We start from the raw sequence: 24,421 nt of genomic DNA, 5'->3' as shown, positions 1-24,421 counted from the left end.
GCTAAAAGGGCCACTAGCTCGCCGCGTCTACTTTTACTGCCTCATGCGCCATGCTCGTTTGCCTCGCGCGCAACATGGCGGGCAGAAAGTTGATAAGTGCTCATTGCTAATTGCTGCTTTAAAATAATGTCTCTTCTCCAAAGCTGGCGCTGGTTTGGCCCCAATGACCCCGTAAGCCTCGCCGACATTCGCCAGGCTGGCGCTACTGACATCGTGTCGGCGCTACACCATATTCCAAATGGCGAGGTGTGGCCGGTGGCCGAAATCCAGGCGCGCCAAGCCCTGATTGCCGAAGCTGGCCTGACGTGGAGCGTAGTGGAAAGCGTGCCCGTGCACGAAAATATTAAGACGCGCTCCGGCGATTTTCAGCGATATATTGCTAATTATCAGCAGTCTATTCGCAACCTGGCTGCTTGCGGTATCTACACGGTCACTTACAACTTCATGCCCGTGCTCGACTGGACGCGCACCGACCTAGCGTATGAAGTAGAAGATGGCTCCAAGGCGCTACGCTTTGAAAAAGCGGCTTTCGTGGCTTTCGATACCTTGCTGCTGCGCCGCCAAGGGGCTGAGGGCGACTACTCGGCCAGCGAGCTAGCGGCAGCCCGTCAGCGCTTTCAGCACATGAGAGAGGCCGAACGACAGCTATTGCAGCGTAATATCATTGCCGGGCTGCCGGGTAGCGAGGAAAGCTTCACGCTAACGCAGTTTCAGGCGGCGCTGGATACGTACGCGGGTATCAACGCCGACAAGCTGCGCCAGCATCTTATCCTGTTTTTGCAGGAAATAGTGCCCGTGGCCGAGGAGGTGGGTGTGAACCTAGCCATTCACCCCGACGACCCGCCGTACCCCATTCTGGGGCTGCCGCGGGTGGTGAGCACGGCCGATGACGTAGTGACGTTGGCCCAGGCGGTGCCGTCGCTACGCAATGGGCTGTGCTTTTGCACGGGCTCGTTTGGAGTGCGCGAAGACAACGACCTGCCGGGCATGGTGCGCCAGTTTGCCGACCGTATTCACTTCATTCACTTACGCAGCACCCAGCGCGATGCCGATGGTAACTTCTACGAAGCCAACCACCTAGAGGGCGACGTGGACATGTATGGCGTGATGCGCGAGCTGGTGCACGTGATGCGCCAGCGCCAGGTGCGCCTGCCCATGCGCCCCGACCACGGCCACCAGATGCTTGATGACCTGCACAAGAAAACCAACCCTGGCTACTCGGCTATCGGCCGCCTGCGTGGCCTGGCCGAGCTGCGCGGCCTGGAGCTGGGCATCAGCCGTAGCCTAGGGTAGCGTCAGGAGTGATGCTCGTCTTTAACGTATAGCTGACCCGGCCAAACCGAAGAGTACAGGACAGTTCGGCTAGGGGAGGGTGCCTTCTTGCGGCCCTTCTGCCAACCTAGGCAGGAGGGCCGCGCTATGAACCTCCCCACCCACCTGCTACTAGTGCTGAGCCTGCTCGCCGGGGCCGAGCGGGTGGGCGCGCGCCCCCGCCCCGTGCCCGACCGCCTGGTGGTGCTCACCTTCGACGATGCGGCCCTGACCCATGCCACCTACGTGGCGCCGCTACTGAAGAAGTACGGCTTTGGGGCTACCTTTTTTGTGTGCGAGTTTCGGGAGCCGCCCTTCGCCGACAAAACCAAGTACATGAGCTGGGCACAGATTCGGGAGCTGCACCGGCAGGGGTTTGAGGTGGGCAGCCACACCCTCACGCACCGGCACGTGAACAAGCTGACCGAAAGCGAGCTAGTGGCCGAGCTTGATTCGCTGGAAAGCCGCTGCCGAGCCCAGCGCCTGCCGCGGCCCCGCACCTTTGCCTACCCCGGCTACGACACCGCCCCGCGGGCCCTGCCAGTGCTGCGCCGCCAAGGCTACCGCTTGGCGCGCACCGGCGGCGACCGCCCCTACGACCCCGCCCGCGACAATCCGCTGCTAATCCCAAGCTATACCACGCTGGCTACCAACCGCCAGCAGATTCTGGACGCCTTGGCCCAGGCTAAAGACGGGCGCCTAGTGGTGCTGACTATTCATGGCGTGCCCGACCTGGCCCACGATTGGGTGACGACCCCGCCGGCCCTGTTTGAAGAATACTTGCAGTACCTGCACGACCACCACTACCGCGTGGTAGCCCTGCGCGATGTGGCGCGTTATATCGCTGATTGATAAGGTTAAGTAACGCGTCTCTTCTCTTTTGCTGTCTTCCCCACCCAACCTGCTCCTATGAGAAACTATCTAACCGCGGCGCTGCTGGGCGCAGCGGCCGTGTTGCCCACCCTAGGCGCGCGCGCCCAGGCCCACCTCGAGACTGGCGGCCAGCAACCCATGCCTGCCGCCGAGTGGGTAGACCAAGCCACTGGCCACAAAGTGCAGCGCCTCACGCCGCTAGATGGGGGCAACGGCAGTTTTTACTTCCACAATAATCCGTTTCTGAAGACCGTGGCCGGCCAGGACGAAATGGTGTTTTACCACACCGATGAGCAGGGCCAGCAACTGCGCCTGCTCAACCTGCAAACCCGGCAAGTGCGGCCGCTCACGGGCTATTACAAGCGCATTGTGGGTGAAATAGTGGGCCGCCGCAGCCACGAGGTGTACTATCAGGTTGAAAACCAAGTGTACGCCATCAACGCCGACACCCGCAAAAACCGCAAGGTCTACGCCTTTCCGAGCGATTTTCCGGGTAGCATCTCGACGCTGAACGCCGACGAGACCCTGCTGGCCGGCTCCCTAGGTGGCGCCGAGGCGCGCGAAATCTTCAAGAAATACCCGGCCAAGAGCGACTTCTTCAACCGCATCTATGACGCTAAGGTGCAGCACATCCTGTTCACCATTAACACGAAGACGGGCAAGCGGGAGGAAATCTACCAGGAGAATACTTGGCTGGGGCACGTGCAATTTTCGCCCACCGACCCCGACCTGCTCATGTACTGCCACGAGGGTCCCTGGGGCAAGGTGGACCGTATCTGGCACATTAGCATCAAAACGCACGCTACCAAGCTGATGCACCAGCGCACGGTGGACGGCGAAATTGCGGGCCACGAATTCTTTAGCCCCGATGGCAAAACCATCTGGTTTGACTTGCAGCAGCCGCGCAGCGTGACGTTTTACCTAGCCGGCGCGCCGGTGGCGGGCGGCCCCGAGCGGCGCTACCAGTTGCAGCGCAACGAGTGGTCGATACACTACAACATCTCGCCCGACCAAACGCTCTTCGCTGGCGACGGCGGCGACCCCGGCCAGGTAGCCAAGGCAACTGACGGCCAATGGATATACCTGTTTCGGCCCGCGGGCGACCAGTTTCAGGCCGAAAAGCTGGTGAGCATGGCGCACCACGGCTACAAGCTAGAGCCCAACGTGCACTTCTCGCCCGATGGCAAGTGGGTGATTTTTAGGGCCAATTTTGAAGGGAAAGAGCAGGTGTACGCGGTAGAAATCGCTAAGGCCGCTTCGTAAAAAATGAGATTTATGCTTGACATTAAGAAGATAAGCTGCGGGCTCCTAGGTCTTGGTTTGCTGCTGGCTGGCAGTGCTACCGCGCAGCAGTTGCCCAAGAAAAAGGAAGTCTTAAAGAAAATGACGCAGGCCAATGCCTACTTCATGAAGCAATGGCCCGACCCTGGCAAGGACATCATGACCAATAAGCTGCGGCCCAGTCATATCTGGACGCGCGGCGTGTACTATGAGGGTCTGATGGCGCTCTATGGCCTCGACAAAAAGAAGCAGTACTACAACTACGCCGTCGACTGGGGCCAGAAGCACCAGTGGGGCCTGCGCAACGGCCCCACCGACCGCAACGCCGACAACCAATGCGCCGGCCAAACCTACCTCGACCTTTACCAAATCGACCCCCAGCCCGAGCGCATCAAGGAGCTGAAAGCCGCCATCGACAACATGGTGCACAGCGACAAAGTAGACGACTGGTGGTGGATAGATGCCCTGCAAATGGCCATGCCCGTGTTTGCCAAGCTCGGCGTAATGACCAAGGACACGGCCTATTATGGCAAAATGTATCGCCTCTATAGCCACACCAAGCTGCAGCAGGGCGGCCACGGCCTGTATAATGCCCAGGACAGCCTATGGTGGCGCGACAAAGACTTTGTGCCGCCCTACCAGGAGCCCAATGGTCAGGACTGCTACTGGGGCCGCGGCAATGGCTGGGTGGTGGCCGCGCTAGTGCGCGTGCTCGACATCATGCCCAAAGACGCTCCCCACCGCGCCGAGTACGAGCAAACCTACCTGCAAATGATGCGGGCGCTGCCCCGCCTCCAGCGCCCCGATGGCTACTGGAATGTAAGCCTGCACGACCCGACGCACTTTGGTGGCAAAGAGCTGTCGGGCACCGCCTTATTTACCTACGGCATGGCCTGGGGCGTGCGCCAGGGTTTATTGGATAAGGCGCAGTACCAGCCTCTTATTATCAAAGCCTGGAACGCGATGGCCACCGAATGCGTGCACCCCGACGGGGCCCTAGGGTACGTGCAAGGCACTGGCAAAGAGCCGAAAGACGGCCAGCCGGTGAGCTATACCAGCAAGCCCGACTTTGAGGACTACGGCCTAGGGTGCTTCTTGCTGGCTGGTAGCGAGGTGTATAAGTTGAAGTAAAAGAACAAAAACGTTTGTCCTGCTGGGCTTGCCGAAGCACGACAGCATAGTATTCCATGAAAAAGCCACTTGCTCTCGCCCTCGCCCTAGGTGCCGCCCTGCCGCAATTGCCCGCCCGGGCGCAGGCGCCCGCCTGGCCCGCCATCACCCAGCAAAATCGCCCCTGGACGCGCTGGTGGTGGGAGGGCAGCGCCGTGAATGCACCCGACCTCACGCACCTGCTGACGCAGTATGAGCAGGCGGGCTTAGGTGGCGTCGAGATAACGGCCATCTACGGGGTGAAAGGTGCGGAAAGTCAGTTCATTGACTTTATTTCGCCGAAGTGGCTCGATATGCTAGGCCACACCCTCACCGAGGGTAAAAAACTGAACCTAGGCGTCGATGTGGCGCAGGCTTCGGGCTGGCCCTTCGGTGGCCCCTGGGTGACGCCCGCCGACGCCTGCAAGTACGTAGCCTACCAAACCTACTCGGTGAAAGGGGGCGAGCAGCTGGCTGAGAAAATCAGCTTTATGCAGAAGCCGATTGCCACCGCCATCGGCCACAAAGTCGATATCAAGCAGCTTAAGGACCCTGTGGCCACCAACGCCAACCTGCAAGCGCTGGCCCTGGAGCAGGTGCGTTTCGAGAAGCCGCTGCCGCTGCAAGCCCTCATGGCTTACCCCGAAAAAGGAGCGGCCATCGACCTCACGAGCAAGGTAGATGCCACCGGTAAGCTCAGCTGGACAGCCCCGGCGGGCACCTGGACGCTCTACGCCATCTTCCAGGGCTGGCACGGCAAGCAGGTGGAGCGCGCCGGCCCCGGCGGCGAGGGCGACGTGGTAGACCACTTCTCTAAAGTGGCCACCCAGCATTACTTGCAGCGCTTCGACCAGGCGTTTAAGGGCCGCGACGTCAAGGGCGTCCGGGCCTTTTTCAACGACTCGTATGAGGTAGACGATGCGCAGGGCGAAGCTAACTGGACACCGTTGATGTTCAGTGAGTTTCAACGGCGGCGGGGCTACGACTTGCGCCAGCACTTGCCGGCCTTGTTCGCTAAAGCCAGCGCCGACGAGAACGCCCGCGTACTCACCGACTACCGCGAAACCATCTCGGAGCTGCTGCTCGAAAACTACACCCAGACCTGGGCCACCTGGGCCCACGGCTACGGCGCAAAAATCCGTAACCAAGCCCACGGTTCGCCGGCCAATATCCTAGACCTGTACGCCGCTACTGATATCCCCGAAACTGAGGGGGAGAATCTCACGCGCATCAAATTTGCCTCGTCGGCCGCGCATGTTACGGGCAAGCCGCTGACCTCGGCCGAGACGGCGACTTGGGAAAACGACCACTTTCTCTCGAAGCTGAGCAACGTGAAAAAGGCCGTGGACCGCATGCTCCTAGGTGGTGTTAATCACGTGTTTTATCACGGTACGGCCTATTCGCCGCAAGCCGCGGCGTGGCCCGGTTGGCTGTTTTACGCCGCCGTCGAGTTCAATCCGCAAAACCCGTTTTGGCAGGATTTCGGCCAGCTGAACCGCTACGCAGCGCGCTGCCAAAGCTTCTTGCAAGCTGGCCAGCCCGCCAACGACGTGCTGCTCTACCTACCCCAGTACGACGCCTACCAGCGGCCGGGCAAGGTGCTGCTCCAGCACTTCGACGGCATCGAACACGGCTTCAAAGGCTTGCCCATCGACGCCACCAGCGAGCTGCTACTCAAGCAGGGCTTCGGCTACGATTTCATTTCGGACAAGCAGGTGCAGCAAGTACAAGCCAGCGGCACTGGCCTGCGCACCAGCGGCGGCGCGCAGTACCGCACCATCTTGGTGCCGGCGGCGCGCACTATGCCGCTGGCCACCTGGCAGCACCTAGTAGGGCTGGCGCAGGCGGGCGCCACGGTGGTGGTGCAGGGGCAACTGCCTACCGATGTACCCGGCCTAGGTAACCTCACGCAGCGTCAAGCGGCCTTCAAAAAGCTGACCGCGCAGCTACAATTTAACCCCACCGCTGGTGGGCAACGTGCCACTATTGGCAAGGGCGCGTTCCTCCTAGGTGCCGATGTGCCGCAGCTACTAGCCCAAGCCGGCGTGCAGCGCGAAACGCTTGTAGACAGTGGCTTGCAGTTTGAGCGTCGCCGCACTACGGGCGGCCACACCTATTTTTTGGCCAACTGGGGCGACCAGCCGCTGAACGCTTGGGTGCCCTTGGCCACGTCTGCCAAGTCGGCCAACCTCTACGACCCCCTAACCGGGCAGTTGGGAGTAGCCTCCTTGCGGCAATCAACCAAGGGGCGGCCCGAGGTATATGTGCAGCTGCCGCCCGGCGGCTCGTGCCTCCTCGACACCAAAGCTACAGCTGCGGCTACCGGCCCAGCCTACGTCTATTATCGCCCTACCAGTGCGCCGCAACCCGTGGCCGGGCCTTGGGATGTACGCTTTGTGTCGGGTGGGCCTACGCTGCCCGCGCCCATGCGCGCCACGCAACTCGACTCATGGACGAAGCTGGCCGGTGAGGCCGGGCAGAAGTTCGCTGGCACGGCTTCGTATACCACCAGCTTTACCCTGCCCTCAGGGTCCGCTGAAGGTTACCTACTTGACCTAGGTCGCGTGGGGCAGAGCGCCCGCGTGCAGCTCAATGGCCAGGACCTAGGTACGTTGATTGGGCCCGCTTACCAGCTATACGTGCCTAAGAGCCAGCTCAAAGCCAGCAACATACTAGCCGTGAGCGTAAGCAATGGCATGGCCAACCGCATTGCCGACATGGACCGCACTGGCCAGGAGTGGAAGAAATTCTACAATGTGAACATGGCCGCCAAGCTCAAGGAGAACCGCGGGGCCGATGGTCTTTTCACGGCCGCACCGTGGTCGCCTATCGAGTCGGGCTTGCTAGGTCCGGTGACGCTGACGCCCATGGCGGCAGGTGGGCCACCGTTGTAGCAAGCTGCTTTCTTTAGTAGTCTGTCATGCTGAGTTTGCGAAGCATCTTCTCACGTGAGGCGTGTTAGCCCAGGCGTGAAAAGATGCTTCGCAAGCTCAGCATGACAGACGAAGAGGAGGAATTAAGTGATACAGTACTAAACAGACGTTTGTAAGCAATGGAAGAAATAGCCTTTACCATGCAGCTCAAGCCCGGCGTAGCGGCCGAATACCAGCGCCGACACGACGAAATCTGGCCCGAGTTGACAGCGGCCTTGCATGAGGCGGGTATTCGCGACTATTCCATCTTTCTCGATGCGGCCAGTGGGCGGCTCTTCGGGGTGCAGAAGCGTCTGCCGGACCATACCGCCGACGCGTTGCCCGGCCTGCCCGTAATGCAGCGCTGGTGGGCCTACATGGCTGATTTAATGGAAACTAATCCCGATAATTCGCCGGTCGTGACGACCCTAGCTCGGGTGTTTCATCAAGAATAAGCCTTCATTTTGCAAGTTGGCAGGTGAGTGCGGGTAGGTGGCCTGCCGCGCTTGCCGCACCTTTGAAACCACTACCGGCCTGCTAACCAGCGCGGCCGATTCTCTGCTCTGAATGAAACTCCTTCCCACCCGCATCCTCCCCGTATTGCTGTTGGCGCTGAGTGCCTTTGTGCACCCCGCCGCCCCGACCGCCGATGCCGACCCCGCCTGGGTGAAGCAGGTAGGGGCCAAGACGATGCCAACCGCCAAAGCCGCATTTGCCGCCACCAAATACGGTGCCGTGGGTGATGGCAAAACCCTGAACACGCAGGCGCTGCAAAAGGCTATCGACGCCGCGGCCAAGAAGGGTGGCGTCGTGACCCTGGCGCCCGGCCAGTACCTCACGGGCTCGCTGTTCTTGAAAAAAGGCGTGGAGCTGCACCTAGACAAAGGCGTGACGCTGCTCGGCAGCCAGGACCTCAAAGATTACCCCGACCGCATGACCCGCGTGGCCGGCATTGAGATGGTGTGGCCCGCCGCCCTCATCAATATCATTGACCAGGACAACGTCGCCATTACCGGCGAAGGCACCGTGGATGGCCAGGGCAAAGTATTCTGGGACAGCTACTGGGCCCTGCGCAAAGACTACGATAAAAAGGGCCTGCGCTGGATAGTAGACTACGATGCCAAGCGCCCGCGCCTGCTGGTAATGGCCAATTCGAGCAACATCACCATTAAAGGCGTAACGCTCCAGCGCTCGGGCTTCTGGACGGTGCACGTGCTGTACTCTAAGAACGTGACCGTTGACGGTATCACCGTCCGCAACAACCTAGGCGGCCACGGCCCCAGCACCGATGGCATCGACATCGATTCGAGTAGCTACGTGCTGGTGCAGAATGCTGACATCGACTGCAACGACGACAACTTTTGCCTGAAAGCGGGCCGCGACGCCGACGGCCTGCGCGTGAACCGCCCCGCCGAGTACATCGTCATTCAAAACTGCGTAGCCGGCGCCGGCGATGGCCTCTTCACTTGCGGCTCCGAAACGTCGGGCGGCATCCGCCACGTCATTGCCCGCAACCTCAAGGCCAAGGGCACCAAGGTGGGCATTCGCATCAAGTCGGCCCTCAACCGGGGCGGCACGGTCGAGGATATCCGGGTCGATAACATTGAGATGGACGGTGTGGGCACGGCCATCTTGCTTACCATGAACTGGAACCCTGCCTACAGCTATTCGACCCTGCCCGAGGGCTACACCGAGGCCACCCTGCCCGCCCACTGGAAAGCCATGCTGACCAAAGTAGACCCCGAAAAAGGCCTGCCGCATTTCCGCGACGTGGTGATTAGCAACGTTAAGGTGCAAAATGCCAAGGTCGCCATCTCGGCCGAAGGCCAGCCCAACTCGCTGCTCGAAGGCATGACCCTCGACAACGTGACGATGACCGCGGCCACCGCCGGCGGCCTCAGCTACGCCAAAGACTGGATTATCAAAAACGTCAATATCACGGCCCAGGACGAAGAGCCTATCGCCGTGCAGAATAGCTCAAAAATCAAATTTTGAGCCCTAGGTACTTGAAAAGTGGATAAATGCGAGAAGCCGCTTCCCCTGGGAGCGGCCTCTTTTTTATCCTCCAGTTATAGGTAACTCACGCTTCCCTAGGTCGGGGCTGCAAACTTCCTTACTTCACGGCCGCCAAGCTCTTCTTAGCGAATGCGGCGGCGGCCTCATTCAGCTGCTGAGTCGAGAGGGTTGTTGTGCCTTCGTCAATCAAGATGCGGTAGCGGAACGTCACCGACTCGCCTTTCTTGAGCTGAAGGTTTTTGGCCGACTTGCCGTTGGTGAATACCTTTTCACCTAGGGGGTTGGCAGCAAACAAGCCGTAGCCGCGCGCGTGCCAAAACGTCGGATAGTTCGGGTTTTGCGGGTAATCTAGGATGGCTACCGTGACGGAGTCGGCACCCATCTTGCCGTATACTTTGCACCAGGCGCCGCGGGTACTCCAGGCGTCGTTGCCGCGCTTGCCAGCGCTGGTGAGGTAGGTGCCGTTGGCCAGCTGGTCGGTGCCAGCTTTTACCGTTGTCACGATGCCTTTGCTGTCGGTAAACTTTTGGTCCTGGTCGCTGGGCATTTGCAGCTCGTGGGCCAGGCGCAAACCCAGCAGGCCGTCTTTGGCATCGGTGAAGGTGACGTCGCGGTCGGCTTTGAGGGTGGTGACGCGGTCAATGGTGCGCGCCCGGCCGGTGCCGCTAAACTCGAAGCGGGTGGTTTCTTGCAGCAGTACCTCGTTTTGCTGGTTGGTCCAGTTGGCGTGGTAGGTGAGCGCGCCGATGGGCCCGCTGCTGGTGCTCACAATCCGGTCGGTTTTAATCCAGCCGTAGTTAGCTTTTTTCTCTTTCGGAATGGCGTAGGAGTTGTTCCAAAAGTCCAGCCCATTTACGTTCTCGAAGTTAAACCAGGCGCCGATGTGGTGCGGATGGTCGGTCGGGTCACCCGGCCGGGAGTCGAGCGGGAAGCTGCGAGTCACGACGGTACCGTTGGCAGCGCGCAGGGGGTAGAGCACCGGTTTCTCCAGCGAGTCGGGATATAGGAAGCTGGTGAACAGCTGCTTGCCCACAAACACATCAATCTTTTTCGCCTTGGCGTCTTTGGTCACGCGCACTGGCTCGGTTTGCTGGGCCGCAGCCTCCGAAAAGCAAGCGACGAGTAGCAGCAGGGCGCCGCTGGAAAGAACGGGTCTAGTCATTGGGTGGGAAATAGGGGAGAGGTTAGTAGTTAAACGCGCTGTCGCCTAGCAACTATCGGGTGGCAATGTAGGCTGGAATTTATGGCACTTGCTAGATTGAGCAGCGTAGTTAGGTATAAGCGCCACAGTGCTTTGCCTACCGGGGCGAGCTGCTTACTACCTAGGGAGAACGCTAGTACAATTCTGAGAAAATAGTTGGCTTTAACTCTCCTGCGCCGTACTGGCAGGCTCGGAAGTACCTAGGATAACTCGGTTGTTGAAAGAAGTGTAACTTGCTCACGCGCCATGTTACTGAGGTAGAAATAGAGTGCCTTGTCCCCGAATCAATCAAAATTCAAAACGCTTGTCATGCAGCGCGTAGCGAAGCATCTCGCGTGCTGACGTCTGCAAACGCTAGTAAGTACTGCGCCACGCGAGATGCTTCGCTACGCGCTGCATGACCTAAGAATAGACAAACTTGCCCTAGGTCGGCAGGGCCGCAAGTGTCTCCTATACAGCATGACGTAATTCGGTAAATTTCAGCCTTCTCCATCGTGTTGAATTGTCTCCTTCTTACGCTTAGCCTGTGGCTGGTGTCCCCTAGGGAGGCTGCGTTGCGGGCATTTCAGCTCAATGGCTACGCGCAGGGTACCACCTATGCTATTACTTACTACGCTGCCGATAGCGTCGTGACAAGTACGGACGTGTCCCGCAAGCTGGCGGAGATTGATGCTTCCCTGTCGCTCTACCAGCCGGGCTCGTTGATTAACCAGTTTAATGCAGCGGCCAGGGGCATCGTGGCCGACCGGCATCTCAAGGCGGTGGTGCGCAAGGCGTTGCAGGTGTATCAGGACACCAATGGGCGGTTTGATGCCACCGTCGAGCCCTTGGTGCGGGCCTGGGGCTTTGGTACTCAGCACACCGAAGCGCCACCGTCGGCGGCCGCTATTCAGGATATTTTGAAGGGAGTAGGGTCCGAGAAGCTGCACCTGCGTGGCGACTCGCTGGCGAAAGACCAGCCCGCCGTGCACCTCGACCTCAATGGTATCGCCCAGGGCTACACCGTGGATGTGCTGGCGGCCCTGCTCGAAAGCCGCCACATTCGCAACTACCTCGTGGAGCTGGGCGGCGAAATCCGGGTGCGGGGGCGCAAGTTTCCGAGCCGCGAGCTGATGCGCATCGGCATTGAACGGCCCGACACCAGCGACCTGCTGCCTACGAGCATGCAGCAAGTCATTCGGCTGGCCGCGGGCGGCGTGACTACCTCGGGTAATTACCGTAAATTCAAGCGCTGGGGCGCCGTAAAAAGCGCGCACCTCATCGACCCTACGACTGGTTACCCCTTTCAGAATGAATTGATTAGCGTGACGGTGGTAGCCCCCGATGCGCTTACCGCCGATGCTTACGACAACGCCTTGATGGGCATGGGCTTAGCCAACGCGCTGGCTTTTTTGCAGCGCCACGCTAGCCTGCAAGCTTACTTGATTTATCAGCGCCCCGACGGGACTGTTGCCGACACGGCCACGCCGGGGTTTCAACGCTTACTAGTGCACGAGTAATGGACTTTCCAAGACGAGATTTCCTCAAGAAAACGGGCCTGCTGACCAGCGGGCTGCTGCTGCATCAAGAGCTGGCGGCCGCCTTTGTAACTCCAGTGGCAGCGGGCAAACTCAAAATTGGCATCATCGGCTGCGGTGACCGGGGCACGGGCCTGCTCAAGATATTGCAGGAGCTGACCGATAAGTTTGAGGTGGTAGCGCTGTGCGACGACTTGCCCTTTCGGCTAACGGCGGCGCAAAAAATTGGCTCGGGCGCTAAGGCGAAAACCTATACCGACTACCACGCCCTGCTCGATGCGCACATCGTGGATGCCGTCATTATCTCGGTGCCCCTGAATCTGCATTTTCAGGTGGCCAAAGACGCGCTGGCCGCCGGCAAGCAGGTGTACCTGGAAAAGACCATGACTTACGACATTCCGCAGGCCCTAGAGCTGGTGCGGCTGGCGCAGCTGCGGCCCAACCAAACCTTGCAGGTGGGCCACCAGTACCGCTACTCGCCGCTGTACTACCGTGTGAAAGAAATGATTAAGCAGGGCTACCTAGGGAAGGTGACGCAGATAGACTGCCGCTGGGACCGCAATGGCAGCTGGCGCCGCCCCGTGCCCGAACCTAGCCTGGAGCGCAAAATCAACTGGCGCATGTACCGCGAGTACTCGGGCGGCTTGGCGGCCGAACTGCTCTCGCACCAGATGGACTTCATCAACTGGGCCTTCGATACCCACGCCGACGAAGTATTTGGCACCGGCGGCATCGACTACTACAAAGACGGCCGCGAAACCTACGACAACGTGCAGGTAATGGCCCGCTACGCCAAGGAAGGCATCGTGGGCAACTTCGGCGCCACCTGCGGCAATGCCCGCGACGGTTACCTCTTCAAGCTCAAGGGCACCAAGGGCACCATTTCGCTGCTCGTCGATGAGGGCGTATACTACCCCGAAAAGGATACGCTAAAGCAGTACGGCACCGTGGACGGCGTAACGGGCGCTACCAAAATCACTTGGAACAAGGACGGCGGCATCCCGATTACGACCGGCGCCGAGCCCCTGAAAGACGGCTCCTGGTACGCGCTGAATGATTTTTACCGCGCCGTGAACGAGAAGAAGTTGCCCGACTCCAACGTCTTCACCGGTGCCCGGGCGGCGTGCACCGTGCACCTAGCCAATAAAGCCATCTACAACCACACCATCGAGAAGTGGCAGCCCGAGTATAACCTGACCTAGGTCTGCTTTTGAAGTGACCTACAATCGAAACGGTCATGCAGCGCGCAGCCAAGCATGACCGTTTCGATTGTAACGGATAGTAAATGCGGTACTGTCCGCAGGTCCTAGTAAACCAGCACTACTAAGCTGCGGGCGCCGTGCGCTCCAATCACCAGCGACTGCTCAATGTCAGCCGTTTTAGAAGGGCCGGCGACGAACATGCCGTAGCCGCCGGGACCATCGGGCAGCCGGGCGTAGGCTTGGTGCATGGTGGCCACGAGTTGGCGCTGGTCGAGCACAAAAGCTAGGTGCTGCGTCACGGTGGGTAGGGCGCGGTGCAGCATATTGGCCTCGGGCAGCCACACTGCGCCGTTTTCGGCCACGCCAAACTCGACGGGCAGCACCGCTAGGTCTACGTCGGCCAGCACGTCGGTAGGCGTATGCTGGTCGATGCGCAGGGTAGGGGTGAAGAGCGGCGAGGCAATAAGCTTTGCATCGGGCCAAAGCTCATGCACGGTAGCTTCCAGGTCATCCAGCGAAGCTAGCCGAGTTACTTCGCCGCCTATGCTGGCCAGCACGGTGCGGAAGCGCTCCAGTGAATTATCGCCCCAAAAGTCGGGCACGGTGGGCAGCGGCGTTTCGGCGGGTTTGTTGGCGCGGGCGGCGGCCAGGATGCGGTCGCGGGCGGTACTCATGTAGCGGGTTGGGGTTGTTGGGCAAACCACTCGCGGAAGCTCTGCTGGGGTGGCTCGGGCAGCTCGCGGGCGATGGCCCAAGCGTTCACGGTTTGGTTGTGGGTGAGGCCGTAGGGCAGCAAGCGCAGCGCCCGGCGACCAAATGAGCCGCTGAGCTTGAAGGCCGTAGGGCTGGCTAGCAACCGGCCCATAAACTTCAGCCCTATCTTTTTAGCCGTGGGCAGGTGGTTGGCCTCCGACACGATTTGCCTCCATTTGTAGAGCTGCACGTGAATGTCGATTTTGACGGGGCACACGTCGGTGCACGAGCCGCAGAGCGTGCTAGCGAAGGGCAGTGTGCTGTGCTTTTTGAGGTCGATGTTGGGCGAGAGGATGGAGCCAATTGGGCCCGGCACCGTGAAGTCGTAGCTGTGGCCGCCGCTGCGCCGGTACACCGGGCAGGTATTCATGCACGCCCCACACCGAATGCACTTGAGCGAAGCCCGAAAATCGGGCCGGCCGAGCTGCTGCGTGCGCTCATTATCAACGATGATAATGTGCATCTCGCGGCCGGGCATCGGCTTGGTGTAGTGCGAGGTGTAGGTCGTAACGGGCTGGCCCGTAGCGCTACGGGCCAGCAGCCGCGTAAACACCCCTAGGTCGCTCAGGCGCGGAATCAGCTTCTCGATACCCATGCTGGCCACGTGCACCGGCGCTAGGCTCACGCCCAGGTCGGCGTTGCCCTCATTGGTGCACACCACTACTGAGCCGGTTTCGGCAATGGCGAAGTTGACGCCCGTGAGCGCCACTTCACCGGCCAGGAACTTGGCGCGCAGGTGCTGCCGGGCGGCTTCCGTGAGCTGTTGCGGGTCGGTGAGGCCCTCGGCGGTACCTAGGTGCTTGAAGAACGTCGCGCCCACATCCTCCTTCTTCAAGTGGATGGCGGGCAGCACGATATGGCTCGGCGGCTCGTCGCGCATCTGGATAATGCGCTCTCCTAGGTCGGTATCAATCACCTCGATGCCTTCCTTAATCAGGTAAGGATTGAGGTGGCATTCCTCGGTCAGCATCGACTTGCTCTTGACCACGCGGGTAGCGCCGCGGGCCCGGATAATATCGAGCACGATGGCGTTGTGCTCGGCCGCGTCGGCGGCCCAGTGCACGCGCACCCCATTGGTTTGCGCGGCGGCCTCAAACTGCGCCAGGTACTCATCGAGCCGGCTAAGCGTGTGGTCTTTGATGGCCGAAGCTAGGTTGCGCAACTCCTGAAACTCGGGCACGGCGTACACCGCCTTATCGCGCTTCTGGCGCACAAACCACAGCGTTTCGTCGTGCCAGCTGGTGCGCTCGTGGTCGAGGTTAAACGCCTCGGCGCGGCTGGCGTGGGTGAGGTAGGACATGAATTAAGAAGTCAGGCCGTTAAGGATTTCGGCCGCGTGCAGCACTTGCAGGGGCAGTTTTTGGCGGCGCACGATGCCTTGCAGGTGCATCAGGCACGACATGTCGCCGCCCGTGAGTACCTGCGTGCCGTTGCGCACGTGGTCCTGCACGCGGTCGTGGCCCATGCGGCCCGAAATAGCGGCCTCGCTCACGCAAAACGTGCCCCCAAAGCCGCAGCACTCATCGTTGCGGTCGAGCTCAGTGAGCTCGATGCCACCTAGGCCGGCCAGCAGACGGCGCAGTTGGCCGTCGCGCACGGGCGTCATTTCCGACTCGTTGGCCTGGTGCAGGCCGCGCTGGCCGTGGCAGCTCAGGTGCAGGCCTACTTTGTGAGGGTAAGAGCCGGGTAGTTCTTTGATTTCTAAAATGTTCGTGATGAAATCAATCAAGTCAATGGTAGTGGCGCGCACGTGCTGCACGGCGGGCGTCTGCTCCAGCTTGTCGAAGTGCTTCTGCACGTGATACACGCAGCTGCCCGAGGGCACCACTGTGTAGTCATAGTCCTGAAACGTATCTACAAAGTGCTTATAGATAGGCAGCGCCTCGCGCTCGCAGCCACTATTGGCCAAGGGCTGGCCACAGCAAGTTTGAGCAGCTGGGAAGGCCGCCTGCACGCCTAGTTTCCCGAGCAGCTGGTAGGTAGCAATGCCAACCTGCGGATAGAACTGGTCGACGTAGCACGGGACGAATAGGGCAACTTTCATAAGGAAGTATTCAACACTAACGCGAGGTAGCTAAAAAGCTATTCGAATAAAGTAAGAAACGCTTGTCATTGCGAGCGCAGCGAGGCAATCGCACCCAAACGGCTCGTCTTGATGCGATTGCTTCGCTGCGCTCGCAATGACAAGCTACGCGTAATCAAAATCAGCTAAATAACAGCTGGGTCTTTTTCCACGCTTCGCCCTGCTCGAGGTGCACTAGGGCACCTAGGGCCGTGGCTTGCGGCACCTCTAAGGTACGGATTTCCGCCTTGGGGAAGTTCCAGCTTAGGGTTTGCATAAACAGCGGGTTGCGGGCAAAGCCACCGTCCACATAGATGATTTTTTCGCCCTGCCACACCAGCTTCATCGAGGCCAGCAGGATGTTGACCAGCCCGTGAATGAGGTGCTGGTAGGCATCGTTGGCAGTGCGGAAACCCGAGAGGTCCCACTCGCCTTCGGGCGCATCGGGCAGCGGCCCACCGCCGGCTAGGCACGCGGGCACGAAGCAAGCCGAGGCCTCGTCGTAGGGCCGGGCCAGCACCAGCGAGCGATAGAAATCGGGCTTCACGTGGAAGTACTGCGCGATGCGCTCGACCTGGTAGTCGTGCTCACGACCTAGGAAGGCACGGGCCGCCCGCATGGGCTGGCCGCGCGGCGTGAGGAAACTCACCACGTCGCGGCGCAGCAGCTCGGGTGTAAGCGCTTGGCTATTAAATGGATTGATGGTAACCCACCACGTGCCCGTGCTCACCAGCATAAACGGCTCATCCACTTCGAGCAGGTAGGGCATCACGGCCGCCGAGCTGTCGTGCAGCCCCACGCCCACCATGATGCCATCGACTACCGACGCGATAGAGTCTTTGGTGAGCGGCGCCAGCTTCTCATCGAGGCCCTCGCGCTGCACCCAATCGTGGTATTGCCCGCGCTCAAAATCCCAGAGCGCCGTGTGGCAGCCTACGCTGGTGAAATCGCTAAACTTCTCACCCGTAAGCAAGTACGACAAGTACTGCGGCAGGTGCAGCGAGGTGTGAATTTTGGCGTATTGCTCGGGCTTGGCGCGCTTGAGCCAGTAGAGCTGCAAGCCCGAATTGAGCATGCCTAACTTGGGCGAGCAGGTCGTGGCCGTGAAATCTTCCGGCGACTCGGCTAGCTCGGCGTAGAAGCGAGCGGCTAGGTCCTCCGGAATGGGCTTCAGGTAGTTATACAGCGGCAGCACCGGCTCGCCATCGGCCCCTAGGTGCACAAAACTGGCCCCGTAGGCCGTGAAATTGACGCCCTTTACGGTGTAGTGCGGGTGGTGGCGCAGGCGGTGCCAGTGGTCCTGCATCCACTGGGTGAGGCGCGGCAGGTGGTCGCAGGGGAAGCCGTCGTCGTCGAGCACGTCGGTACACACGTGCAGCATCTCGTCAATAATCTGCCGCTCTTCATCGAAAAGTATCAGCTTCTTATTGGTTTTGCCGATGTCGAAAACGGCGTACACGGGTTTCTTCGTCACCATTGCTTACAGGCCAGTAGATAAGCTGAATTTGCCGCGTTGCGCGATGAGCTGCTGCCGCACGCCGGCCGCCCGGTAGGCGCGCACCGGGTGCAGGGCGCCGCCGCTCTGGCGGTAGGCCTCGGCCACGAGCGGGCGCACGTCGGTGAGGAAGGCGTCGCGCAGAATCTCCTCGGCGCGCACGGTGTCGTTGGCTTCCTGGGCTTCTTGCAGGGCGGTGCGGTCTACGAGCAGCGCCTTGGCGTAGGCACCTAGGATGTTATCAACCGATTGCAGCAAGTCTTCGAGCGGGTCCTTGGTGTTGTGGCTGGCGTCTATCATATAGGCCACGGTGCTAGCGGTCAGGCTGGTATCCTGGTTGGCGTCTACTAGCTCGTTGAAAATTAAGAAGAGCTGGAAGGGCTTGGCGCTGCCGGTAGTCAGGTCGTCGTCGCCGTAGCCCGAGCCGTTGAAGTGGAAGCCACCTAGGCGGCCCAGCTGGCGCAAGCGGCCCACAATTTGCTCGATGTTGGTATTGGGCAAGTGGTGGCCTAGGTCCACGAGTACCTGCGCCTGCTGCCCGAGGCTCTGGCACAGCGTGTACGAGGTGCCCCAGTCGGGAATGACCATCGAGTAGAAATTCGGCTCGTAGGGCTTGTACTCGATGAGCATGGTCCAGTCGGAAGGCAGCGCCTCGTAGATGGCGGCCAGGCTCTCCTGGGTGCGCAGGTAGGCGCGGCGCAAGTGGCTCTGGCCCGGAAAGTTAGAGCCGTCGGCCAGCCATACGGTGTGCACTTTGGCCCCTAGGTCGGTGCCGTAGCGGATGCAGTCGATGTTGTGCTGAATGGCCTGTTCGCGCACGGCGCGGTCGGTGGCGCTCAGCGAGCCAAACTTGTAAGTGTGCGCCTGCTCCTTCTGGTCCTGAAAGGTGTTCGAGTTCATCGAATCAATCGACAAGCCCTGCTCTTTCAAGAGCTGGTGCAGGCCCGCAATGTCCTGCGGAATATCCCAGGGAATGTGCAATGAAATAGAATTAGACGACCCGTTAAGCTGATTAAGCAAGCCCACATCGCCGATTTTCTCCTCCAGCGAGCGCGGCTCGCCGCCGGCCGGGAAGCGCCCGAAGCGCGTGCCGCCCGTGCCCAGCGCCCAACTCGGAATGGCCACCTGAAACTCGACCAGCTGTAGAATAAGCTGGTGTGCATCTTGGCCGCGGCGGGCCAGCAGGTCGGCCAGGTAGTCAAATTGCAAGTGGTGCTCGGCCAGCAGCGGCTGGTTCAGGTCGTGGAGTTGGTCTTCGGTGAGCATGGCGCTAGGGTGGGGAATAAGCCGGTTTTTGAGAGTAGCAAATTACCCCGCTTCCCGCGCCCAAACTCTTCTGAACTCTCCTGTATACAGTGCGCGCATCAAGAACCACTCTTTGCAGGAGCGATATAGAAGGTCCACTTATCATTGCGAGCGTAGCGACGCAATCGCACCAAGACGAGCCTACCTAGGCTCCGTTCGGGTGCGATTGCGTCGCTGCGCTCGCAATGACAAGCGTGTGTTCTGTGAGTTTAACTCTGTGCCGTGGGTCGAATTACTAGTTCGCCGACATCTACATCGGCTGGCTGTTCGATGGCAAAAGCAATAGCCCGTGCAATGGCATCGGGCGAGATGGCCATCTTGTCGCGCGCCGCAAGTATTTGGGCCTTGGCTTCAGGGTTGGTCATGCTGTCGGCGAAGTCAGTATGTACGAAGCCGGGCGAAATAATAGTCACGCGCAGCTTGTCACCGGCCTCCTGCCGTAGTCCTTCTGAAATGGCGCGCACGGCATTTTTGGTGCCAGCGTATACCGACTGCAACGGCACAATCTTGAGCCCCGAGGTAGAGAGCACATTCACAAAATGACCAAACTCCTGCCGTCGGAAAACTGGTAGCGCCGCCGCAATGCCATACAGCGTGCCCTTGATATTGACGTCAATCATGGCCTCCCAATCTTCAACGCGTAATTCATCAAGCGGCGAAATTAGGCCGATACCGGCGTTGTTGATGAGTACATCGAGCTTGCCGTAGCGCTCGCAAGCCAGCTGGATGAGCGCCGTAACATCGGCGCGTTGGCTTACATCGGTGCGAGCGTAGGCCACCTCGCCGCCCGCCGCCACGATGGCGTCTGCGAGCGCCGCCAGACGGTCGAGCCGGCGCGCCCCAAGTATCACTTTTGCCCCGTGCGCCGCGAGTAGCCGGGCCGTGGCGGCCCCGATGCCGCTGCTAGCCCCCGTAATCGCAATGACTTTACCTTTCACATTCTCCATCTGTTTCTGCCATTTAGTGAATCAAAAATGATAGCACAAAGGTCTCGGCAGCTGCTGCGGCAGAATTATGCGAATCAAGCCAAAACTTATGAAAGTACCTCCGGCTGGCGCCGGTACTGATTTGGTGGCTGCCCGGTGTTCTTTTTGAAGAAACTGTTGAAATTGGAAGCGTGCTCGAAGCCTAGGCAGTAGCCTATTTCAGCCACGCTCCAGTTGCTGTTGCGCAGCAAGGCCTTGGCCTCTTCTACCAGTTTGCTGGCGATGTGCCTGGTGGTAGTGAGCCCAGTCGTTTCTTTCAGCACCTTGTTCAAGTGGTTGGGATGAACGCCTAGGTGTCCGGCAAACTCCTGCGCTGTCTTGAGCGGCAGGGGGCTATGGGGCGAAAGCAGCGGAAATTGCCGTTCTAGGAGCTCTAAAAACTGCGAGCTCAGGCGAGCCGCCGAAGTGCCCGGTTGGTACAGGGCTGGCTCTGGGGCCAGCTTGAGCGACTCGTGCAGAATGAGCTGTAAGTAGTTGCGCAGCAAGTCGTACTTGTGTGCGTAAGATGATTGAATCTCAGCTAGGCACTGCTCAAAAAGGCCACTGAGCCGGCTCACTACTTCCGGTGGCGGAAACAACACCGGATTGCCCCCGGCCCGGAAGAGAGGCGAACTGGCCACGCTGGCAGTTTTAAGCTGTTGCGTAATAAAGTCTTCCGTAAACAAGCAGGCGTAGCCGGTTTCGCTGCCCGCCGTGCGTTCCCAGGAATATGGAATCAGCGGGTTCACAAAAACCAGGGCGCAGGACTGCACCACGACCCGGTGGTTAGCATACGACAGGATACCCTGCGCATTGCACAGCAGCTTTATCTTATAGAAGTCTCGCCGCACGTGCGGAAAGGAAACGGGCTGCGCTACCTCTCTAATCCGGTAAATCGCCACCTGGCCCGTGTCGGGGTGCCCGTGGCCGTGCTGGCGGTAATACTCCGCAATAGCCTCGCTTGATTTCATAAAGTAAACTTATGAAATTCAAGTCAACGCAAGGCTAGCTGCCTATAGCGAGCCGCGCCGAATGGTGTAGAACGGGTTGTTCACCTTCACGCGCTTGTTTTCCAGCAGTAGCTGGGCAGCGGTGCGGCCCATGGCCACAAAGTCGGTGGTAATCACCGTCATGTTGAGCAGCTCCTTGAGGGGCGTCTCATTGAAGGAAATGATGCCGATTTCGCGACCTAGGAGGAAGCTCGTCTGCCGAATTTTCTTCACCAGTTCCACTAGGTCGGTTTCGCGGATGACGACGTAGGCCGTGCCTTCGCTCAAAACCTCATTCTTAGCATTTTCGACCACCGAAAACTCCTTGTCGCGGCTGAGGCAGAAGGAGCGGAAGCCCCAGGGCAGCTCCTCGGGGTGGTTGGCGTCGGAGGGCAGGATGAGCACCAGCCGCGAGTACTTGGCCAGCAGGTCTTGGGTATTGACGAGGGCGTTGAAAATGTCCTTGTCGAAGTCCTGGAATACGCGCAGGCACTCCTGCTTAAGCTCCGGCAAGTCCTTGTCCAGCAGCACCAGCTCGTGCGCTGGAATGGTATTAATAATGTTGCGGTACAGCGCCTTATCGGTGTCGAGCGTGAAGTGCGGCATGATAACATAGTAGTTATACTTGCCGAGGCTCTTCTCAATTATCTCCTGAAATAGATTGACGTTGTAGTGGTGAATCTGTAAATCGACGGTGGCGCGGTCGCCCAGAACTTCGAGAAAAGCGTAATAAATTTCCTTCTTGTAGGAGCTCAACTTGTTGAAAATCATCAATATTTTCAACTTGTTCGTGTCGCGGGCCTGCACATAGTAGCCCTTGCCCTGCACCGACGTGATAAAGCCACGCTCGCGCAGCTCGCGGTAGGCTTTTTCTACGGTATCGCGGGCCAGGTAGTGCTCAATGCTGAGCTCGCTGATACTTGGCAACTGGTCGCCGTTCTTGAGCACGCTCCGCTCGATGTCCATGATGACGGACTGCACAATCTGCTTGTACTTGGGCGTTTTATCGAGCGGCTTGAGCTGTAACGTGTACATAGTGCAGAAGGAATGAGGTGGGAAGCGTAGGACATCAAAGCTACTGCAAACCACTAAAAAGACTGTTATTATGCCGCTGCGCGGCCTTTGTAGGCTGCATCCGTCCGGCTGCTCGTTAACGAACGCGACCTGCAAAGTCCGCGCAACAACAAGCTATTAAACGTAAAACGTCAGGCCGAGCGTGCTCAGCCTGACGTTCTATGGAATACCTAGGTCGGCTAGCGCACGAAGGCCATGGCTACGCCGCCGTCCACGTTGAGCACGTTGCCAGTGCTCTTGGCTAGCGAGCCATCCACAAACACGAGCACGGCCTTGGCGATGTCTTCGGCCAGCACTTCTTCGCCGAGCAGCGTGCGCTTGGCGTAGTGTTGGGGTAGTTCGGCTACCGAGATACCGTAAGCTTTGGCGCGCCCTTCGGCCCAGCCGCTTTCCCAGATTTTGGAGCCGCGCAGCACGGCGTCAGGGTTCACGGTGTTCACCCGGATTTTGTCGGCGCCGAGCTCGGCGGCCAGCAGGCGGCTCATGTGCAGTTGGGCAGCTTTGGCGGTGCCGTAAGCTACGTTGTTGGGACCGGCTACGAGGCCGTTCTTACTGGCGATGTTCACGATATCGCCACCTAGGCCCTGCTGGCGCTGGATAGCCACGGCCTGCTGGCTCACTAGGAACTGGCCCTTCACGAGCACGTCGTTGAGGATGTCCCAATCGGCCTGGGTGGTTTCGCTCAGCGGCTTGCTGATGCTCAGGCCGGCGCAGTTGACCACGATATCAACGCCACCAAACTGCAGCACCGTTTGGCGGAATGATTCGGCAATAGCGTCGGCATCGAGCACGTCGATGGGCGCAGTGAGGGCTACGTCTTTGCCAAACTTCTTACGCAGGTTGGTTTGGGTTTCGTCGAGGCGGTCGCGGTCGGTGGCGACCACGCAGGCCCCGTTTTGCAGCAGCAGCTCGCAGATGGCTAGGCCAATGCCGCCAGTGCCGCCCGTGACGTAGGCAATCTGGCCCGAGAGGCTCTTGGGCTTGGGCATGCGCTGAAGCTTGGCTTCTTCGAGCAGCCAATACTCGATGTTGAAGGCTTCCTGCTCGGCCAGGCCCTGGTACTCGCTCACGGCCTCGGCGCCGCGCATCACATTGATGGCGTTGGTGTAGAACTCGGCGGCCACGCGAGCGGTCTGCTTGTCCTTGGAGAAGGAGAATAAGCCCACACCGGGCCACAGAATAATCACTGGGTTGGCGTCGCGCACGGCGGGCGAGTTGTCGTGCTTGCAGCGGTCGTAGTAGGCTTTGTAGTCTTCGCGGTAGGCGGCAAACAGGCCTTCTAGGTAGGTTTTTACGCCGGCGGTGTCGCCCTGCATCTGGGCGGGGTCGAGCACGAGCGGGCGGATTTTGGTGCGCAGGAAGTGGTCGGGGCAGCTGGTGCCTTTGGCCGCAAGGCGCCCTAGGTCATTAGAATTGACGAACTCCAGCACACGCGCATCGTCGGTGTAGTGGCCCAGCATGCGGCGCTGGCTGCTGGCGAGGCCGCGTAGCACGGGCATGGTGGCGGCGGCCAGGCGGCGGCGCTCGGTGGCGTCGGGGCCATCGGCGAGCTTCACGCCGCCGAAAACTGGGCTTTTCTTGCCGTAGTTGGCTTCTAGGTACGTGGCAGCCATTTCAATGACTTCCAGCGTATTGATATAGGAGTCGTAGCTCGTTTCGCCCCAGGTAAAGAGCCCGTGCCCACCTAGGATAACGCCGCGCAGGTTGGGGTTGTCCTGCACGATTTTCTCGAGTTGCAAGCCTAGGTCGAAGCCTGGCTTCTGCCAGGGTAGCCAGCCCATGGTGTCGCCCCAGATGTCGTGCATAATTTTCTCGCCGTCCTTGCTGGCCGCGATGGCGATGAGGGCATCGGGGTGCAGGTGGTCGATGTGCTTGAAGGGCAGTAGGCCGTGCAGCGGGGTGTCGATGCTGGGCGTGGCGCACTTGGGGTCGAAGAGGCAGTATTCAAATAGGCCTACCATCTCGTCTTCGTGGGCCAGGCCGCGGTAGCGGTTCTTGAGCTGGTGCAGCTTCTCTACGTAGAGGTTGGCACAGCCGGCCTTGGTGAGCGTGCCGATGTCGCCGCCCGAGCCCTTTACCCACATCACCTCGGCGGGCTGGCCGCTCACGGGGTCGGTTTCCTGGATTTTGACCGACGTGTTGCCCCCGGCGTAGTTGGTCAGGCGCAGGTCGGCGCCGAGCAGGTTGGAGCGGTACAGGAACAGGGCCACTTCGTCGCCGGCCAGCTCGGCGGCTTTGGCTTCATCCCACAAGTAACTGACGTGCTGGAAAGTGAGCGTAGGGTGCATAGAGATGTCGGAATGGTCGGCCGGGAAA

At 59.8% G+C, this 24,421-nt stretch carries 19 protein-coding genes; 9 read left to right on the top strand and 10 right to left on the bottom strand.

Annotated features, from left to right (window positions below; all coding sequences use genetic code 11):
- The first annotated feature begins 126 nt into the window (after window positions 1–126).
- The 7 genes from uxuA (at window position 127) to FNT36_RS03590 (ending at window position 9,521) form a co-directional block, all read left to right on the top strand.
- On the top strand, window positions 127–1,293 hold the full coding sequence (uxuA, locus tag FNT36_RS03620; protein WP_144844449.1) for a mannonate dehydratase: 1,167 nt from the start codon (window positions 127–129) through the stop codon (window positions 1,291–1,293).
- A 126-nt stretch (window positions 1,294–1,419) separates the two neighbouring features.
- Window positions 1,420–2,163 (top strand): polysaccharide deacetylase family protein, encoded by a 744-nt coding sequence (locus FNT36_RS03615; protein WP_144844447.1) that lies wholly within the window; start codon window positions 1,420–1,422, stop codon window positions 2,161–2,163.
- Window positions 2,164–2,220: 57 nt separating this feature from the next.
- Complete coding sequence (locus tag FNT36_RS03610) at window positions 2,221–3,447, top strand: oligogalacturonate lyase family protein (protein WP_144844445.1); 1,227 nt, start codon at window positions 2,221–2,223, stop codon at window positions 3,445–3,447.
- 3 nt (window positions 3,448–3,450) lie between these two features.
- On the top strand, window positions 3,451–4,596 hold the full coding sequence (locus FNT36_RS03605; RefSeq protein WP_144844443.1) for a glycoside hydrolase family 88/105 protein: 1,146 nt from the start codon (window positions 3,451–3,453) through the stop codon (window positions 4,594–4,596).
- Window positions 4,597–4,652: 56 nt separating this feature from the next.
- Window positions 4,653–7,508: a glycosyl hydrolase gene (locus FNT36_RS03600; protein ID WP_144844441.1), complete on the top strand. Its 2,856-nt coding sequence runs from the start codon at window positions 4,653–4,655 to the stop codon at window positions 7,506–7,508.
- A 158-nt stretch (window positions 7,509–7,666) separates the two neighbouring features.
- The gene (gene rhaM / locus FNT36_RS03595; RefSeq protein WP_144844439.1) at window positions 7,667–7,981 is read left to right on the top strand and encodes an L-rhamnose mutarotase; all 315 of its coding nucleotides are present in this window, start codon (window positions 7,667–7,669) and stop codon (window positions 7,979–7,981) included.
- Window positions 7,982–8,093: 112 nt separating this feature from the next.
- Window positions 8,094–9,521, top strand: a complete 1,428-nt coding sequence (locus FNT36_RS03590) for a glycoside hydrolase family 28 protein (protein WP_144844437.1) — start codon at window positions 8,094–8,096, stop codon at window positions 9,519–9,521.
- Between the two features lie 118 nt (window positions 9,522–9,639).
- Here FNT36_RS03590 and FNT36_RS03585 read toward each other — a convergent pair whose 3' ends face one another.
- On the bottom strand, window positions 9,640–10,704 hold the full coding sequence (locus tag FNT36_RS03585; protein WP_144844435.1) for a DUF6807 domain-containing protein: 1,065 nt from the start codon (window positions 10,702–10,704) through the stop codon (window positions 9,640–9,642).
- A gap of 536 nt (window positions 10,705–11,240) precedes the next feature.
- Here FNT36_RS03585 and FNT36_RS03580 point away from each other — a divergent pair.
- Both FNT36_RS03580 and FNT36_RS03575 read left to right on the top strand, forming a co-directional pair.
- Window positions 11,241–12,242 carry an FAD:protein FMN transferase gene (locus FNT36_RS03580; RefSeq protein WP_144845644.1) on the top strand — a complete coding sequence of 334 codons (1,002 nt, stop codon included), beginning with the start codon at window positions 11,241–11,243 and terminating at the stop codon, window positions 12,240–12,242.
- Window positions 12,242–13,462 (top strand): Gfo/Idh/MocA family protein, encoded by a 1,221-nt coding sequence (locus FNT36_RS03575; protein WP_144844433.1) that lies wholly within the window; start codon window positions 12,242–12,244, stop codon window positions 13,460–13,462. Before FNT36_RS03580 ends, FNT36_RS03575 begins: the two co-directional genes overlap by 1 nt.
- Before the next feature lie 104 nt (window positions 13,463–13,566).
- Here FNT36_RS03575 and FNT36_RS03570 read toward each other — a convergent pair whose 3' ends face one another.
- From FNT36_RS03570 to FNT36_RS03530, 9 genes are all read right to left on the bottom strand, one after another.
- Window positions 13,567–14,136 carry a LutC/YkgG family protein gene (locus tag FNT36_RS03570; RefSeq protein WP_144844431.1) on the bottom strand — a complete coding sequence of 190 codons (570 nt, stop codon included), beginning with the start codon at window positions 14,134–14,136 and terminating at the stop codon, window positions 13,567–13,569.
- Complete coding sequence (locus FNT36_RS03565; RefSeq protein ID WP_144844429.1) at window positions 14,133–15,515, bottom strand: lactate utilization protein B; 1,383 nt, start codon at window positions 15,513–15,515, stop codon at window positions 14,133–14,135. Before FNT36_RS03565 ends, FNT36_RS03570 begins: the two co-directional genes overlap by 4 nt.
- A 3-nt stretch (window positions 15,516–15,518) precedes the next feature.
- The gene (locus tag FNT36_RS03560; RefSeq protein ID WP_144844427.1) at window positions 15,519–16,259 is read right to left on the bottom strand and encodes a (Fe-S)-binding protein; all 741 of its coding nucleotides are present in this window, start codon (window positions 16,257–16,259) and stop codon (window positions 15,519–15,521) included.
- 160 nt (window positions 16,260–16,419) lie between these two features.
- Window positions 16,420–17,754 carry an FGGY-family carbohydrate kinase gene (locus FNT36_RS03555; protein WP_144844425.1) on the bottom strand — a complete coding sequence of 445 codons (1,335 nt, stop codon included), beginning with the start codon at window positions 17,752–17,754 and terminating at the stop codon, window positions 16,420–16,422.
- A gap of 3 nt (window positions 17,755–17,757) precedes the next feature.
- Window positions 17,758–19,038, bottom strand: a complete 1,281-nt coding sequence (locus FNT36_RS03550) for a TIM barrel protein (RefSeq protein ID WP_144844423.1) — start codon at window positions 19,036–19,038, stop codon at window positions 17,758–17,760.
- 248 nt (window positions 19,039–19,286) lie between these two features.
- Window positions 19,287–20,024, bottom strand: coding sequence for an SDR family oxidoreductase (locus FNT36_RS03545; RefSeq protein WP_144844421.1), 738 nt, complete (start codon window positions 20,022–20,024; stop codon window positions 19,287–19,289).
- Between the two features lie 86 nt (window positions 20,025–20,110).
- Complete coding sequence (locus FNT36_RS03540) at window positions 20,111–21,013, bottom strand: helix-turn-helix domain-containing protein (protein WP_144844419.1); 903 nt, start codon at window positions 21,011–21,013, stop codon at window positions 20,111–20,113.
- 42 nt (window positions 21,014–21,055) lie between these two features.
- Window positions 21,056–22,066: a GntR family transcriptional regulator gene (locus FNT36_RS03535; protein ID WP_144844417.1), complete on the bottom strand. Its 1,011-nt coding sequence runs from the start codon at window positions 22,064–22,066 to the stop codon at window positions 21,056–21,058.
- Window positions 22,067–22,284: 218 nt separating this feature from the next.
- Window positions 22,285–24,393, bottom strand: coding sequence for a bifunctional aldolase/short-chain dehydrogenase (locus FNT36_RS03530; RefSeq protein ID WP_144844415.1), 2,109 nt, complete (start codon window positions 24,391–24,393; stop codon window positions 22,285–22,287).
- Window positions 24,394–24,421 lie beyond the last annotated feature (28 nt).

This window comes from Hymenobacter setariae, from assembly GCF_007713685.1.
In the GTDB taxonomy this organism is placed as follows: domain Bacteria; phylum Bacteroidota; class Bacteroidia; order Cytophagales; family Hymenobacteraceae; genus Hymenobacter; species Hymenobacter setariae.
This window is presented reverse-complemented; position numbering and strand designations above follow the sequence as displayed.